At 55.3% G+C, this 15,397-nt stretch carries 11 protein-coding genes and 1 tRNA gene; 7 read left to right on the forward strand and 5 right to left on the reverse strand.

Features of this window, described 5'->3' with window-relative positions:
* Positions 1–17: 17 nt before the first annotated feature.
* Positions 18–1,163 carry a glycosyltransferase family 4 protein gene (locus tag FHS60_RS06065; RefSeq protein WP_183696438.1) on the reverse strand — a complete coding sequence of 382 codons (1,146 nt, stop codon included), beginning with the start codon at positions 1,161–1,163 and terminating at the stop codon, positions 18–20.
* Between the two features lie 312 nt (positions 1,164–1,475).
* Here FHS60_RS06065 and FHS60_RS06070 point away from each other — a divergent pair, with 312 nt between their 5' ends.
* Positions 1,476–2,222, forward strand: coding sequence for a lipopolysaccharide kinase InaA family protein (locus FHS60_RS06070; RefSeq protein WP_183696441.1), 747 nt, complete (start codon positions 1,476–1,478; stop codon positions 2,220–2,222).
* A 53-nt stretch (positions 2,223–2,275) separates the two neighbouring features.
* On the opposite strand, the gene FHS60_RS06075 is transcribed toward FHS60_RS06070, so the two are convergent.
* Both FHS60_RS06075 and FHS60_RS06080 read right to left on the reverse strand, forming a co-directional pair.
* Positions 2,276–3,325 (reverse strand): glycosyltransferase family 9 protein, encoded by a 1,050-nt coding sequence (locus tag FHS60_RS06075; RefSeq protein ID WP_183696444.1) that lies wholly within the window; start codon positions 3,323–3,325, stop codon positions 2,276–2,278.
* Between the two features lie 7 nt (positions 3,326–3,332).
* A complete protein-coding gene (locus FHS60_RS06080) occupies positions 3,333–3,935 on the reverse strand; it encodes a DUF4254 domain-containing protein (protein WP_183696449.1) in 603 nt (200 codons plus the stop codon).
* Positions 3,936–4,341: 406 nt separating this feature from the next.
* Here FHS60_RS06080 and FHS60_RS06085 point away from each other — a divergent pair, with 406 nt between their 5' ends.
* From FHS60_RS06085 to FHS60_RS06105, 5 genes are all read left to right on the forward strand, one after another.
* A complete protein-coding gene (locus FHS60_RS06085) occupies positions 4,342–5,571 on the forward strand; it encodes a 3-phosphoshikimate 1-carboxyvinyltransferase (protein ID WP_420837965.1) in 1,230 nt (409 codons plus the stop codon).
* On the forward strand, positions 5,568–6,032 hold the full coding sequence (locus tag FHS60_RS06090; protein ID WP_183696452.1) for a hypothetical protein: 465 nt from the start codon (positions 5,568–5,570) through the stop codon (positions 6,030–6,032). Before FHS60_RS06085 ends, FHS60_RS06090 begins: the two co-directional genes overlap by 4 nt.
* Complete coding sequence (locus tag FHS60_RS06095; RefSeq protein ID WP_183696523.1) at positions 6,029–6,823, forward strand: metal ABC transporter permease; 795 nt, start codon at positions 6,029–6,031, stop codon at positions 6,821–6,823. Before FHS60_RS06090 ends, FHS60_RS06095 begins: the two co-directional genes overlap by 4 nt.
* A 68-nt stretch (positions 6,824–6,891) precedes the next feature.
* Complete coding sequence (gene porW, locus FHS60_RS06100) at positions 6,892–10,386, forward strand: type IX secretion system periplasmic lipoprotein PorW/SprE (RefSeq protein WP_183696455.1); 3,495 nt, start codon at positions 6,892–6,894, stop codon at positions 10,384–10,386.
* Positions 10,383–10,664 (forward strand): hypothetical protein, encoded by a 282-nt coding sequence (locus FHS60_RS06105; RefSeq protein ID WP_183696458.1) that lies wholly within the window; start codon positions 10,383–10,385, stop codon positions 10,662–10,664. Before porW ends, FHS60_RS06105 begins: the two co-directional genes overlap by 4 nt.
* Positions 10,665–10,728: 64 nt before the next feature.
* Here the strand turns inward: FHS60_RS06105 and FHS60_RS06110 are convergent, their stop codons facing one another.
* Together FHS60_RS06110 and FHS60_RS06115 are read right to left on the reverse strand one after the other, a co-directional pair.
* A complete protein-coding gene (locus tag FHS60_RS06110; RefSeq protein ID WP_183696461.1) occupies positions 10,729–12,042 on the reverse strand; it encodes an ATP-binding protein in 1,314 nt (437 codons plus the stop codon).
* Positions 12,043–12,232: 190 nt separating this feature from the next.
* On the reverse strand, positions 12,233–14,932 hold the full coding sequence (locus tag FHS60_RS06115) for a DNA gyrase/topoisomerase IV subunit A (protein WP_183696464.1): 2,700 nt from the start codon (positions 14,930–14,932) through the stop codon (positions 12,233–12,235).
* Between the two features lie 207 nt (positions 14,933–15,139).
* Here FHS60_RS06115 and FHS60_RS06120 point away from each other — a divergent pair.
* A tRNA-Leu gene (locus FHS60_RS06120) sits at positions 15,140–15,224 on the forward strand.
* Positions 15,225–15,397 lie beyond the last annotated feature (173 nt).

Raw genomic sequence — 15,397 nt, forward strand, 5'->3', positions numbered from 1 at the left:
GGTCCTACGGGGATAGATCATTCCTCCCCCACCACGCCTCGATACATCTGCATCATCTGCTCGGCAAGGCGGGTTGGCGCAAAAGTCTCGAGCGCCCACTGCCTACTGTTGCGGCCTCGCTGTTGGCGCGCCTCGTCGTCGGCAAGGAGTGTGCGGATGGCGTGAGCAATGCTCTCTGGGTCGTTCGGGTTTACCAGCAGCGAATGAGGGCCTCCAGCTTCGGGCAGGCACGACACGTTGGAGGTCACCACTGGCGTACCGCTGAGTTGCGCCTCCACCACGGGCAGTCCGAAGCCTTCGCTGAAGGAGGGGTATACAAAGGCCGTGGCGCACTCATAGAGGTAGCGCAGCAGGCGATTGTCATAAATATCGGTGAAAAGGAAGAACTGAGGGCTCAGCTTATAGCGGCACACATAGGAATGGACCTCTTCGAGGTATTCTCGTCCGTTGCCCACGACCACCAGTGGCAGTTGCTCGCCAGCAGGAATGGCTTCGAGAGCGCGAACGATGCCCATGAGGTTTTTCCTGCGGTTCACCGAACCCACATAGAGGAGGTAGTCCGTAGGCAGCTGCGGGAGGTACTGTTTCAGTTTCCGATGCGCCAGTTCTTTATTGAGTTCCGCATAGAAGAGTTGTTGCGCAGGCTGATAAATGACCTCCACTTTCTCTTCCTTCACGTTGTAGAATTTGCATACATCGCGTTTCGTAGCTTCCGAAATGGCCACGATGCGTTGTGCCTCCCGACAAGCGTGGCGCGCCTTGAAGTCGTAGATGGCACGGTCCCAGCGGTGGTACATCGCAGGAAAGGTGCGCCAAGCCACGTCGTGCATCGTCACCACTGCCGGAATTCGAGCAGCCCCCAAACCCATTGGTAGCTCATGACTAAGGCCGTGGTAAAGATCAGCCTGGTCTTTCTTCAGCTCTTTGGCCAAACCATAGCCGCGCCAAAGCGAACCGCGCACAAGTCCCTCGGGCATGCGCGTGCTACAATGTTCTTTGTGGCGATAAGGCTTCACCACGTTGGCATCCGAAATCTTAGGGGTGTAGAGCAGGTATGTGTTATCCGGAAAACGAGTCGTGAGCATATCTATCAGTGTCCTACTGTAGTTGCCCAGGCCTGTAAAGTTGTTAAAAAGGCGTTTAGCGTCGTAGCCAATGTGCATAGCTGTGATTGTATAAAAGAAAGCGAAAAGCCAACGGCCTCAAAGGGGCGAGGAAAGGCGCGCAGAACCCACAAAATGTAAAGGCGAGCTACCTTTCTTCGGTGCAAAATTAAGTCGGATTATGATTTCTCCCAAATTATTTTGGTTCTTTTCTCGCTCTTCTTTATTTTTGCCAGAAAGGGAAAAGCATAGCGGCGAAGCTCAACCTGCGTGTGCACGACAGCGTACCCACCGATCTTCGCCCGTGGCTGCCGCCCGTCTTCGCTCTTTATCGGGACTTGGCGCACCTTTTTCCATCTTCAACACTGCCCAATGAAACTACTCATCAATCCGAAATACGAACGGGTACGTCCCTTCCTCGAACACATCGACACCTACTTTGCCGAGGGCAGAAGCCTGCGCGAGAGTCGCAACTCCCTGCGCGTGTGTCAGTGGGAGGATTTGGAGCTCAACGTGAAGCGGTTTCGCCAGCCCTGTTTTTTTCAGCGCGTGGCCTACACCTTCCTGCGCAGCCCCAAAGGCTTACGCGCCTATGAGAATCCGTTTCGTATGCACGCGGCCGGGGTAGATAGTCCCGAACCGGTGGCCTATCTCGAACGAAGAAAAGGAGGATTGATCGCGGAGAGTTTTTTCGTTAGTGTGCAGTGTCCTTACACGCGTCGTTTCTATGAATTTGCCACCGCGCCGCTCACTCCTGAGGTGCTGTTGGTGGCTCGCAGTTTTGCCCGCCTCACGGCGCGCCTTCACGAGGCGGGAATTCTTCATCTCGACTATTCGCCGGGCAACATTCTTTTTGAGGTTATCGATGGCGAGCCGCATTTCTCTCTTGTCGATACCAATCGTATGCGTTTCGGCCGCGTTTCTATTGCCGAGGGCTGCCGCAACTTCGCGCGACTCTGGGGACAGCCCCCTTTCTTCGAGGCGATGGCCGATGCCTATGCTGAAGCGCGCCACGCCTGCCCTGCAGAATGCCGCCAGCTCATGCTTTCTGCCCGCCGAAAGTTCTGGAAGCGCTACATACGCCGCCATGGTGCGCCCTTCGAGATGGAGCTTGACTAAGATTTATCGGACTGGTCAGACTGGTCGGACCAGTCTGACCAGTCGGATTTCCCCTAAACAATCTCTTTCGGCTTTTTTCCAGTAAAGATTTCATCCACTTTCGCCGCAATGATATTGGGCGAAATTTTCTGCATGCAGCGGTAGTCACCGAAGCGGCAAGGCTTATTGCCGAAGATGGAGCAGGGGCGGCACGACAGCTCCTGCTGCACGATGTTTGCGCCCATTTGTCCCCAGCCCATAAAGCCCGCGTCGGGGTGCGTCTGCCCCCAAATCGACACTACGGGGCAGCCCACGAGTGAGGCCAGGTGCATATTGGCCGAATCCATCGAGATCATCGCATCGAGGCGGCCCATGAGTTGCAACTCCTGCCCCAGACCGCGCAGCGTGTCGGAGACGAAGACGATGCGGGGGAAGCGGTCGTCCCATTCCTTGCGGATGGTGTCCATCTCGCGCGGCGTGCCAAAGACAAACAAGCGCGTGCTGGGGCGTTGCTCCAAGATGAGCGCCAACGCCTCAGCGAGTTTTCCGGTAGGGTAAATCTTCCCGCGATGCGCCGCAAAGGGAGCCACGCCGAGGAGGTATTCGGTCTTTCCCCGCGGCCCTAAAAGCTCATCGATGAGGGGCGAAGCAGGCAGCGCAAGCCGCTGGAAGTTGAGCGTCACGTCCAGGCCAAGGGCAGCCAGCACCTTGTTGTAACGCTCGAAGGAGGAGAGTAACCGCTTGTGGGAGGTATGCGCCACGAGACGGCGTTTCTCCGCCCGCCCCTTGTCGATATGCGCCACGCGGAGGCCGTGGAATTGCAAGATGCGGCGAATCACGATGGTTCGCAACACGTTATGAAAATCCGCCACAGCATCCACGCCGTGACGCTTCAGCTGCCGCGCCAGTCGCCACAGTCCGCGCAGCCCCACATAGTCCTGTCGCAAATCCACGGGGAAGAAGTCCACATTCGGAGGTAGGTGCTCGAAGAGCGGGCCCACAAAGGGGCGCGACACCACGGTGATGCGGAGGTCGGGGTACTGCCGTGCCAGACAGTCGACAACTGGGACGGTCATGGCGATGTCGCCCAAGGCGGAGAATCGGAGTATGGCAAGATGGCGCACGGCGGTCTTATTTTTTATAAAGTACAGGGTTGGTCTCGGGATCGTTGTAGAGCTTCATCTGCTTGTAGAGCTTCATCACCTTACGACCAGCAGCGAGGTCGTCGAGCAAGGCATCGAGCGCGCCGCAGAGGTCGCCCTTCTGTTCGAGCAACACGTTCAGTCGCTGTTCGGAACGCGCCTTGTGGTCGGCCGAAGCATCGGGGCGTTCGGCTTGTTCGCGCATGTGCCAGATTTTGAGGCTCAGGATGCTCAAGCGGTCCACCGCCCATGCCGGCGTTTCGGTGTTGATGGTAGCCGTGGGCAGTGGCTTCACCTCATGGAAGAGAGAGAGGAAATAACTGTCGATGAGTTCCACGAGGTCGGTGCGCTCCTGGTTGCTCTTATCAATGCGATGTTTGAGCGTCATCCCCTCCTGCGGGTCGATTTCCGGGTCGCGGATGAGGTCCTCCATGTGCCATTGAGCGGCATCAATCCAGCATTTGCGATAGAGGTCGTACTCGATGGTTTGGGGCGTAAAGGGGTTGGGCACTGCCGCATCGATACTATCAGTTTTGTGATAATCGCGCACAACCTGTTCAAAGATAGGCCATGCTTTTTCGGTGAAAGTCATATAAATGCTTTGTTAGTATTTGCGCAAAGATACTGTTTTTCTTGGAAAATTAGGATTGTACGGCAGAAAGGTGTGGCCAAAAGCGCGCGAAAGTGCCCAAAAGCGCGCATTTTTCCTTATTGTGTCAGCTGGCGCAATAAGGAAGCCAGCTGACAGCCTTATTGTATCGGCCGAGGCAATAAGGAAAAAGAAGGTCGGACGAGTCGGACTGGTCGGACCAGTCCGAGACCCAAAAAAAGTCAAGAGATTCTCCGACCAGTCCGACAGGTCCGACCAGTCCGAGAACCAGCCCCCGCAAGAGGACCTCCGACCAGTCTGACCAGTCCGACCAGTCTGAGCCCACCAAGAAAGGAATCAGCCATTTTCCCCAATTTCTTCCTATCTTTGCATACAAAGACCACAAACCATGTCGGAACTGAAAACTTTACGGCTCTTGCCGGAGCTGCGCGGGACGGTTGTGCTGCCAGCCTCGAAGAGCCTCTCCAACCGCCTGCTCACTATCAATGCGTGCTTGCCGCAGCCCGTCAGTCTGCACAACCTCAGCGAGGCCGACGACACCATTGTGATGCGCCGCGGACTCATGGGCTTTCGCTCCACCATCGACATCCACGGAGCGGGTACAGCCATGCGTTTCCTGACGGCCCTTTTCGCCACACGCCCCGGCGAGCGCGTGCTCACGGGGTCGGAGCGGATGCTGCAACGCCCCATCGGCGTGCTCGTTGATGCGCTGCGACAGTTGGGGGCGGAGATGGAGTATGTTGGGGAAGAAGGCTTCCCGCCCTTGCGCATCAAAGGCGGCGAACTCGCTGGTGGCTCTCTGACGGTGGAGGCCAATATCTCATCGCAATACATCTCGGCACTTCTCATGATTGCGCCCGTGATGCGCGAAGGGCTCACCCTCACGCTCGCTGGTCACATCGCTTCGCGCCCCTACATAGACATGACGCTGGCCCTGATGCGCGATTTCGGCGCCATTGCCCACTGGACGACGGAGAACGAAATCTTTGTAGCATCTGGCGGCTATCAGCGCACGGCGGACTACACCGTGGAGGCCGACTGGAGTGCGGCGTCCTATTGGTACGAATTCCTCGCGCTCTCTCCCGACAGCGAAGCGCGCATCGTGCTGCCACAATTGCAGCGCGAGAGCTTACAGGGCGATTGCCGCACGCGTGAGTTCTTCGAACCCTTAGGTGTGCACACGGCATTTACGCCCGAGGGCGTGGTGCTTACCAAGGGGGAGGCCACGACAGGCCGCCTCGAACTGAACCTCAGCGCACAGCCCGACTTGGCGCAAACGCTGGTGGTGACGTGCGCCATGCTGGGGCGGCCCTTCTGCTTCAGCGGCTTGGAAAGTTTGCGCATCAAGGAAACCGACCGCCTCGCGGCACTGCAACAGGAGTTGCGCAAACTGGGTTGCGAGGTAGTGGTGGAAGGCGACGCCGTGCTGCGTTGCGATGCGCCACAACCAGCGGCTGTTGCTTCAGCCCCCATTGCCACCTACGACGACCACCGCATGGCTTTGGCCTTTGCGCCGTGTGCCTATCGCTGCACAGGACTGACCATCGAGCACCCCGAAGTGGTGGCCAAATCTTATCCTTCCTTTTGGGACGACCTCAAAAATTTTGAACAACAATGAAATTTCTCATAGCATTTGCCATCGCTACGCTCCTCATGGTATTCATCCAAATCATCAACGCGCTGCGCCGAAAGCCGCGCACCACGGAGGAGAAAGTATCGGAATTCGGAACAACTGCCACGCCTGCCCCTGCTGCCGATGTGCAGCAGCCGTCTGAACGCGAGGAACAGCCGCGCCCCATCTGCGGACTGGGCGGAATGTGCAACCTGGATTGCCGGGTGGAGGACTTGAAAGAAGAGCCTGACTACTACGAGGATGAAGAACTCGACGACTACCGCGGTAAGGCTTCCGATGCCTACACAGCGGCCGAAGTGGAACAGTTTGAAGAAGTGCTCACCACGATGCGCCCCGAAGAGGTTCACGGTTGGCTGCGCTCGCTGCAACTGCGCGGTGTGGCACTGCCCGATGCCTTAAAAGACGAGGCCTATATGATTGTGAGCGAACAAGCCGAAAACCTATGATTCTCTCCTACACGTTTTTTCAGCACGCCCTCTTAGGCGGATTTCTGGCGGCAATGCTCTGCGCCGTGATAGGAACGTATGTCGTCACGCGCCGCTTGGTGATTGCTGGAGGCGGCATGGCCCACGCGGGCTTGGGCGGAGTGGGCCTCGGAGCGTGGTTGGGCATCAGTCCCTTGGTGGGGGCGGCGGCCTTCACCCTCTTCTCGGGTTTCTCCATCGACTTCCTGAGCCGTCGCAACATCCGCGAGGACAGCGCCATTGCCATGCTCTGGACTTTCGGTATGGCGGTGGGCATTCTCTTTGCCTATCTCACGCCGGGCTTTATGAATGATCTCTCGGCCTACCTCTTCGGCGACATCCTCTCTATCTCGCGCCTCGACCTCTACATCATCGGCGGACTTACACTCGTGACCTACGCTTTCTACCTGCTTCTCTCGCCGGCTATCATCACTGTGGCCTACGACCGCCAGTTTGCCGTGACGCAGGGACTACCCGTGCGCCTCATCGAGCGGGTGATGATTGCGCTCATCGCCCTGACCATCGTGGTTTGCCTGCGCATGGTGGGCATCGTCTTAGTCATCTCGCTGCTTTCCATTCCCCAGCAGTCGGCCGCGCTTTTCACGCATCGCTTCCGCAGTATGGTGTGGCTCTCGGCCTTGTTTGGCTTCGTCGGAATCGTGGGCGGACTGGTGGTGAGCTACTATCTCAACGTGCCCAGCGGGGCTTCGATCATCCTCATCTCGGTGGTACTCTACTTCTTCTGCCGCATGATTCGGACAATAATACGCTAATTTTTTAGTTTATACAAGATAGACATTCTCATCCTCGTATATTGAAACGACTACTCCTATATATATGTGTGATTTTCTGCCTCGTGGCGTGCACTACGAAGCAGAACACGGCAGGCTCGCGCTTCTGGCAGGGCTTCACAGCAAAGTATAATACTTACTTCAACGGCCACGAGGCCTACAAAGAAGGGGTGGATGCGCAAATCTCGGGCAACGTGGACAACTACACGGAGATGCTACCGTTTTTCACCGTTGGCAACGAGGCCACGCGCAACATTGGCAAAAGCCAGTTTGACCGCGCCATCACCAAAGCTGAAAAAACCATTCAGCTCCATAGCATCAAGGTGAAACCGGAGGTGAACCCGACGAAGAGCCGCAATGAAAAAACAAAGCAGTTCCTCCGGCGCAAGGAGTTTAACCCTTTCCTCAAACACGCGTGGCTCCTGATGGGGCAGGCGCAGTTTCAGAAGGGCGACTTCTTAGGCGCGGCCTCCACCTTTTCCTATATCACGCGTCTCTATGCCGCCGAACCGCCCGTGGTGCAAGAGGCGCGCACGTGGATGGCGCGGTCGTATGCCGAACTGGGCTGGTTCTACGATGCGGAAGATGCTCTCGACAAGGTGCGCCGCGACTCTATCCCCACGCGCCTCGGCGGTGAACTGGCAGCAACTCGCGCCAACCTGCTGCTGCGCCAAGAGCGTTTTGCGGACGCACTGCCCTATCTCAAAACAGCCGTAAGAAAAACACGCAACCGCAAGCTCCGCGCAAGGCTCTACTTCTTGCTCGGACAGATGGAACAACAACTCGGACACCGCGCCGAAGCCTATCGCGCGCTCGGAAAGTGTGCGCGACTCTCACCTCCCTACCAACTCGAATTCAACGCCCGCATCCTCCAAACGGAAGTGTTCCCGGAGGCTGGCGGAGCACGCAAGATGACGGCACAACTGCGGGGTATGGCGCGATCGGATAAGAACAAGGAATATCTGGACCAAGTTTACTATGCCTTGGGTAATGTTTACCTCACGCAGAACGATACCGCCTCGGCCATTGCGGCTTATGAGCAAGGACGCACCAAAGCCACGCGCAGCGGGGCGGAGAAAGGCGTGCTGCTTCTCCGCTTGGGACAGCTCTACTGGGAACGTGGGCGCTACGACAAGGCGCAGACGTGCTACAACGAGGCACTGGGCATGATCGACAACCGACGGAAGGACTACGCCGAGGTGACGCGCCGCTCGCGGGTGCTGGATAAGCTCGTGCCCTATACATCGGCCATTCAGTTGCAGGATTCTCTCCAGGCTTTGTCGCTGATGAGTGAGAAAGATCGTAATGCGGCCATCGACCGCGTCATAGAAGCGCTCCGACAGCAGGAGAAAGCGGCCGAACGTGCCCGTCGCGACAGTGCGGCCGATGCGCGCGCCGAAGAAAACGGCAAGGGCAACGACAATCGAGGTATTCCCAACACGCCGCGCCGCCCACAAACGGCACAGCAAACGCAGGCGTGGTACTTCTACAACCCGATGCTGGTGCAACAGGGTAAGGAGGATTTCCGAAAACATTGGGGCAACCGCAAGAACGAGGACAACTGGCGCCGCGCGAATAAGACGGTGGTGCAACTCAATACGAGCGATGGTGTGGACTATGCAGCTCTCGACAGCATCGAGGCGGCAAAGGACAGCATCAAAGCAGCTGAGAGCGAACGCAAGGACAGCGTCGTTGCGCCGACCGATGATCCGCATCAGCGCGACTATTATATGAAACAGATTCCTTTTACTAAGGAACAGAAAGAGGCTTCGAATCTCCTCCTGATGGACGCGCTCTACAACGCAGGTCTCATCGAAAAAGACGACCTCGAGGACTTCCCGCTGGCGGCGCGCACGCTGCAGCGCATCGTGAGGCAGTACCCCACGTTTGAGAAGCTCGAGGATGTCTACTACCAGCTCTTCTTGCTCTACTCCCGCTGGGGACGCCCGAACGAGGCCAATACCTATCGCAACTATCTGGCTGCAAACTATCCGGAAAGCCCGACAACGCGTCGCATTCTCGACCCTGATTATCTGCGCCTGGGACGTGACGGCAAGGCCATCGAAGATTCGCTCTACACAGAAACTTATATGGCCTACCGCAACCGTCAGACGGCGGAGGTGGAAAGGAATTTCGCGCTATCGACGGAGAAATTCAGTGACGGCATCAATCGTCCGAAATTCATTCTGGTTCACGCGCTTTCACGCATCGGAAGGGCCGACAATCGCGAAGTGGCGAAAGAGCTGCGCGAACTCGTGACGCGCTACCCGCAAAGTGATGTCAGCGAAATGGCGGGAATGATTGTCAACGGCCTCGAAGCGGGTCGCCAACCGGGTAGTGGGACGTATAATTTGGGCAGTCTGTGGGAGCGCCGCACGGCACAAACCGACTCGCTGGGCTTGGGTGCGAAAGCGAAGCAGAAGCTCTCGGCCGAACGCAATACGCCTTTCGTGGTGCTCATTGCTTACGCGAAAGATTCCATCAAAGACAATGAGTTGCTCTACGACCTTGCCCACTTCAACTTCACAGGTTTCTACGTGCGCAACTTTGACATCAACAAGGTGGAGGAGTTTGGCGAAGTGGGCGCGGCTCCGGCAACGGCGGGCGGCAGCACAGCGGCCACAAAACCTGCTGAAGCGAAGACGGACAAGACCGCACCTACCCAAGCGGCCACGAAGAAAGGCAGCCTGGTAGAGTTCCGCATCAGTGGGTTCAACAGCTATGACGAGGCCCACCAATATGCGCAGGACATTTACCGCGATAAGCAATTGCGCCCACAACTAAGGCGCGCAAAGATGTTCTTGATTTCACAGAAAAATCTCGAGCTCATCCCCGCACTTTATAGCTTCTCCGATTATCAGCAGTTCTTCACCAAGCACTACGCGCCTATGAAGCTCAACCCAGAGCTTCCGCTCGACTTGGAGAACGCGCCCGTTGTGCAGAAGTACGAAGACGTGCGGCCAACCATCTACCCCCTTGCAACGAAGCCTACACGGGCCGACAGCCTCGACAAAGCCAAGGCGGACAGCATTGCTACAGCAAACAAAGCTGCACAGGACTTGCTGAACAAGCAGAAGAACAAGCAGCTCGACAAGGACGAATACTACCTGCCAGAACAGCCCTCACAGCCGCGCCGACAGACCGACACGGAGGGAACGGAAGTGCCTATCGAGCCGAAGAAACAAAAGGAAACGGAAAAGAAACAAGAGACGGAAGTACCCATAGAACCTACTCAGCCGGCGAAGAAAGACTCTGTGCCCGAGAAGAAGCAGGAGACGCCAGCGAAGAAGCAGGAGACGCCAGCCAAGCAGCAGGAGACGCCGAAGAAAAAGGTGAATCCGCTCGTGCCGAAGAAGCAGGAGAAAAAAGAGGACTTCCCCGACGATTCTTACCCAATGACCGACGAGGAACGAAAAGAAGCTGAGAAACAGCAGAAAAAGCAACCCGTCCGACAAACAGAAAAGACTACCCAAAAAACACCTGAACGCAAAAAGAAGGATACTCCCATCGAGGACTCAGAAGGTGGTTGGTATCCTGTGGAATGATAAGCAAAGCTGCGGGAAGGATCAACAAATTCTTGGGAATAATAAGCAAAGCCGCAGGAATTATAAACGAATCCTTAAGAAGGATAAGCAAATTCTTGAAAGTGATAAGCAAAAAGGGAGAGGGCCTCAACTGCCTTCTCCCTTTCTTTATTGCTCCGTCGGGGCGGATAATGCTGGTGCTCCTCCTCTCCCTTTGGTTCTCAAACAGGTGCAAGAAATCCAATTTGCCCGAGAGGCTTGTAAGAAAAAAGGTTCTCGGAATAGTCCAAAATGTCTGACTATTTCGAGAACCCCATAAGAGGCAGCTAAGCCCTCTCCCGCATGGGAGAGAAGGGAAGCCTCTTAAAGATCTTCTATACCATAAATCCGATACATTACCTCATAATCTTTTAACTGTTCAAGAAGCGGCTCGGCCAGTTCCTTGAGTCTGTCGAGATCCGCCTCGGGGGTGCTGGTCGCCACATTGGCGAAAACGCACTGCATCGTGTCTTCGCGCGTGGCTATAATATCGATGCGGCTCTCTTCGGCATTGTCCCACCATCCTCCGATAGTCCACGCCTCATCCGCCTCCTTGAGTTTCTGCGCGAAGTACTTACGCATACTTTGGTGCTTCAGCACGCCGTAGTCGTTGAGCACCAGCTGCTGGAGCGCTTCATAGTCATGTTGATAGATGAAGCGGTCGTTGTGATAGATATAACGGAACCAGAAGCGGAGGAAGTTATCGTTGATGGAATAGCGCACGTTCTTGCTGCCCTGTTTGGAGAAGAGCGGCGTTTGTCGAGTAATGAGGTGGAAATCTCCCTCCATTCGGGTGAGATAGCCGCCTATTTCTTTGTCGAGCGTGGCCTCTATGGCGGAGCGCGCCGTAATATCGTTGGCGATGCAAGCCAAGATGGAGAAATAGAAAGTGTACTCCTTTCCCACGCCGTCGATGAGCATTTCTTTCCCCTCCGTAATGTAGGGCGAACCCAAACGGAGGTAGTATTTCAGAATGTCCTCACAACTGAACGCTCCAGCACGGATAAGTCCGTGGACATAAAGGGGAACGCCCCCTGTGAAGGTGTAAACGGCCAGCAGGTCCTCCGGCGTGATGTCGGGCTTTACCGCCGTGATGAGTTGGCGAATCATGGCCGTGGAATAAGGCTTGATGTAGAGCCAGAGATCGGCCCTATCCATCAGCGGAGCGTGCTTATCGTGGAACACCTTATCGACCAGTGCCGAGTCAGAACCAACAAGCAACAAACAGAGATGGCTGCGGTCGCGGTTACGATCCCAGATGGTTTGCACTTCCCCATAGACTTTCGGATTGATAGCATGGAACTCCTGAAATTCGTCTATGATAATGTTGAAATAAAGCTCTTGGGATTTTACGATAATAAATTTGAAGAGGCTTCGGAAGTCAATAAATTCCTCGTCGATACGGAGATTGAGCACTTTGCGCATTTCATCTAAGAAATCACGGCAGAGAAGCGGCTCGGCCTTGCGTGAAACGGGGAAGTAGAGGGTGGGATTACCCCCTCGCGTAGCTTCCAGGACGAGTTGCGTCTTCCCAATGCCGGGGCGGCCAGTGATGACGGCCATTTTGGCACTACTCTTGGTGTCGGCTTCTATCTTGCGAATGGCTTCAAGCTCCTTGTCTCTTTCGTAAAACGTCATGTTCGATAATCTTTATCAGTGCAGAATCGCGTAGGTTTAACGCAGATTTCAGAACTAAAGGTTTGTTAATGGCAAAAGTAAAGAATAAAAACGGTTTACACAATTATTTCCCACGCCATTTCTTATCTTTTCTTAACAAAGTGTATCATACGGAATAAGTCCGTCTGGCAAAATGCTGCCAGAAACGGACTTATTCTTCAGTGTCATTATTCGTGATTTCAAAGGGAATATCGTCGGGGTTGAAGAGATTAGGACCTTCACCATTCTCTGCCTCAGCTGCTTCGCCCTCTGCCTCGGAGGTCTCAGCGGGAGGCTCGGGGAAACGCGTGGGTTCGAGTTCCTCAACGCTTTCTATGGTGCAGGTGGTGACGCGCTTACCTTTGGCCTTGAATCCCTTAACAGCAACAAATTCTTCCGCATCAATTTCTAAGGGATCGCGGAAGGCATCGGGCCCGCCGAGCGTCACGCGGATACGTGGATAGGGAACATCGGTCAGGATTTCCAACTTCGTGTTGGGATTGTCGCCGGTAAAACTCCAATGGCGACCACCGCTGGGCGACTCGAACAGGAAGCGTTTCACATAGAGATACCCATTCTGGTCGGCATCGTAGAGAACAGCGGTCCACGCCTTTGAGTCGACAAATTTTTCGACCCTCATAATGTCGCCCTCGTAGTGGTTATTGGGGTCGAAGTTGGTGGTGTAGAACTCGCCATTGCGGAGAATCACGAGGATTTGCTCTCCTGTGTGGAACTCGCCCAGATACTGTCCGCGCTCGTCGAAGTTGAGGCGGTTGACATCGTGGTCGAACCACACCTTACGTCCGCCCAAGGTGGAAACGCCATGCGCCTTGAGCGTGATGCGATGGACATCGAGGCGCGTGAGCAGATTGCCGCGACTGCCACGCCCTTTCACCATGAGTTCGGAGAAGTCCTGTTCGATAAACTGGCGGCGCAATTTCGGATTGGGCTTGAGCGTCACCTTGATTTGTTCGGCCTCGCCGTTGGGATTGGCCGTGAAATAGGAGATGCGACTACCGGGTTTGCCCTGCGTCACATCGTATTCGCGGTCGTGCATGATACTGGTCACGTTGAAACGCTTCATATAGAACGCGGAAGCCTTTCCGTCGCGATAGACCACGTTGTAAATCGTGCGCTTGTCGTTCTTCTTGAACACCGCAATATGGATGATTTCCGCCTTTCGCTTCTCGGCTTTGGAACGTTCCGTCTCGCCGATGAAAACTTTATCGGCCACGCGCGTCACCTTATAAGTTCCGTCGCGATAGAAGATAATGACGTCGTCCAGGTCGGAGCAGTTCTCCACAAACTCGTCTTTCTTCAAACTCGTCCCCATAAAGCCTTCGGCACGATTGACATAGAGCTTCTGGTTGGCCTCAGCCACCTTGGTGGCCACAATCGTATCGAAGGAACGAATCTCCGTCAGACGCGGATGTTCGGCAGCATATTTGTCGTAGATGATCTTAAACCAGTTGGCCGTCACCTCCGTCATGTTCTTCAGGTCGCGTTCTATGCGCTCTATCTCGGCCTTGACGCGGGCTATCAACTCCTCGGCTTTCTCCTTGTTGAAGCGCAGGATGCGCGCCATCTTGATTTCGAGCAGGCGCAGATAGTCCTCGCGCGTGATTTCGCGGTAGAAGCTGGCCTTGTAAGGCTCGAAACGCTTGCTCAGATGGGCCGTGACGGCGTCGAGGTCCTTGGCATTTTCGAAGTCCTTGTCCTTATACATTCGTTCCTCAATGAAAATCTTCTCCAGACTGGCGAAGTGGAGACTTTCGAGGAGTTCGTTGCGGCGTATCTCGAGTTCGCGACGCAGCAGCTCCTTGGTAGAATCGACGTTGTGGCGCAAAACATCGCTCACGGTAAGGAACTCCGGTTTGTTGTCGCGGATGACGACACAGTTGGGGGAGATGCTCACCTCGCAATCCGTGAAAGCGTAGAGCGCATCAATGGTTTTGTCCGAAGAAGTGCCCGGCGTGAGGTGTACGAGTATCTCGACCTTTGCCGCCGTATTGTCGTCCACTTTTCGAATTTTTATTTTTCCCTTTTCGTTGGCGCGAAGGATGGAGTCGATAACGCTGCCCGTGGTCGTGCCAAAGGGAATCTCACTGATAACGAGGGTTTTGTTGTCGAGCTTCGAGATGGTGGCGCGCACCTTCACCGAACCGCCACGCAGGCCGTCCTTGTAGTTGCTCACATCAATGCTACCGCCCGTCAGGAAGTCGGGGAAGAGCTGGAAGTCCTCACCGTGGAGGTATTTGATAGCCGCCTGGCAAATCTCGCCAAAGTTGTGGGGCAGGATCTTAGCACTCAGTCCGACGGCGATGCCCTCTGCGCCTTGCGCCAAGAGCAGGGGATACTTCACAGGTAGTGCCACAGGCTCTTTCGCACGCCCGTCGTAGGAGAGTTTCCACTCCGTAGTTTTCGGATTGAAAAGGATGTCGAGGGCAAGCTTCGAGAGGCGCGCCTCGATGTATCGCGGAGCCGCAGCCGAGTCGCCCGTAAGGATATTTCCCCAGTTTCCCTGCGTGTCGATGAGCAGTTCTTTCTGACCGAGCTGTACGAGTGCTCCCCCGATGGACTGATCCCCGTGGGGATGGAAGTGCATCGTGTCGCCCACAAGTCCCGCCACCTTGTTGTAGCGTCCGTCGTCGGCACGCTTCATCGCATGAAGGATGCGCCGCTGAACGGGCTTCAAACCATCGGCAAGGTGGGGCACAGCGCGCTCCAGAATCACGTAAGAAGCATAGTCAAGAAACCAGGTCTGGTACATCCCCGTAAGCTGGTGCTTTCTTGCTTCGTCCTGCAAGCTCGTTGGCTGATAGGAGGAGTGCTCCTCCGGCTGTAAGTCTTTATCTTTTGTTTCGTCGGACATGAACGTAAAATCAATCTATTTTCACGACCTATTGCGCAGTTTTCACTCACAATAAGCCAATTATTATGCAAAAATACAAAATTTTCGCCCTTACTCTCGTTCATTTCCCGAAAAAAACCTATCTTCGCGCCGCAATGTCGTTAGGAAGGCTTGGGTTGTACCGTAGTTTCCATATCTGTTCCCCCTCCCTCTCCTGCCGCACATTCCGCGCCTGTGGCGAAATTGGTAGACGCGCCAGACTTAGGATCTGGTGGTTTATGCCGTGTAGGTTCGAGTCCTATCAGGCGCACCACAACCCTCCCCCGACTGCTTCCCAGAAGCCGTCGGGGATTTTTTATGCCCATACCTCGCCCGCTTCCCCTCAATCATTCCACAGAAGAAAAACAGAAATCCCCGCATCTCTCCTAAACAAGTGGCAGCCGAACACTCCCCCTCCATGGGGGAGATGGAGGGGGCTTTTTCTTT

Source organism: Alloprevotella rava, from assembly GCF_014195585.1.
Classification (GTDB): Bacteria; Bacteroidota; Bacteroidia; order Bacteroidales; family Bacteroidaceae; genus Alloprevotella; species Alloprevotella rava.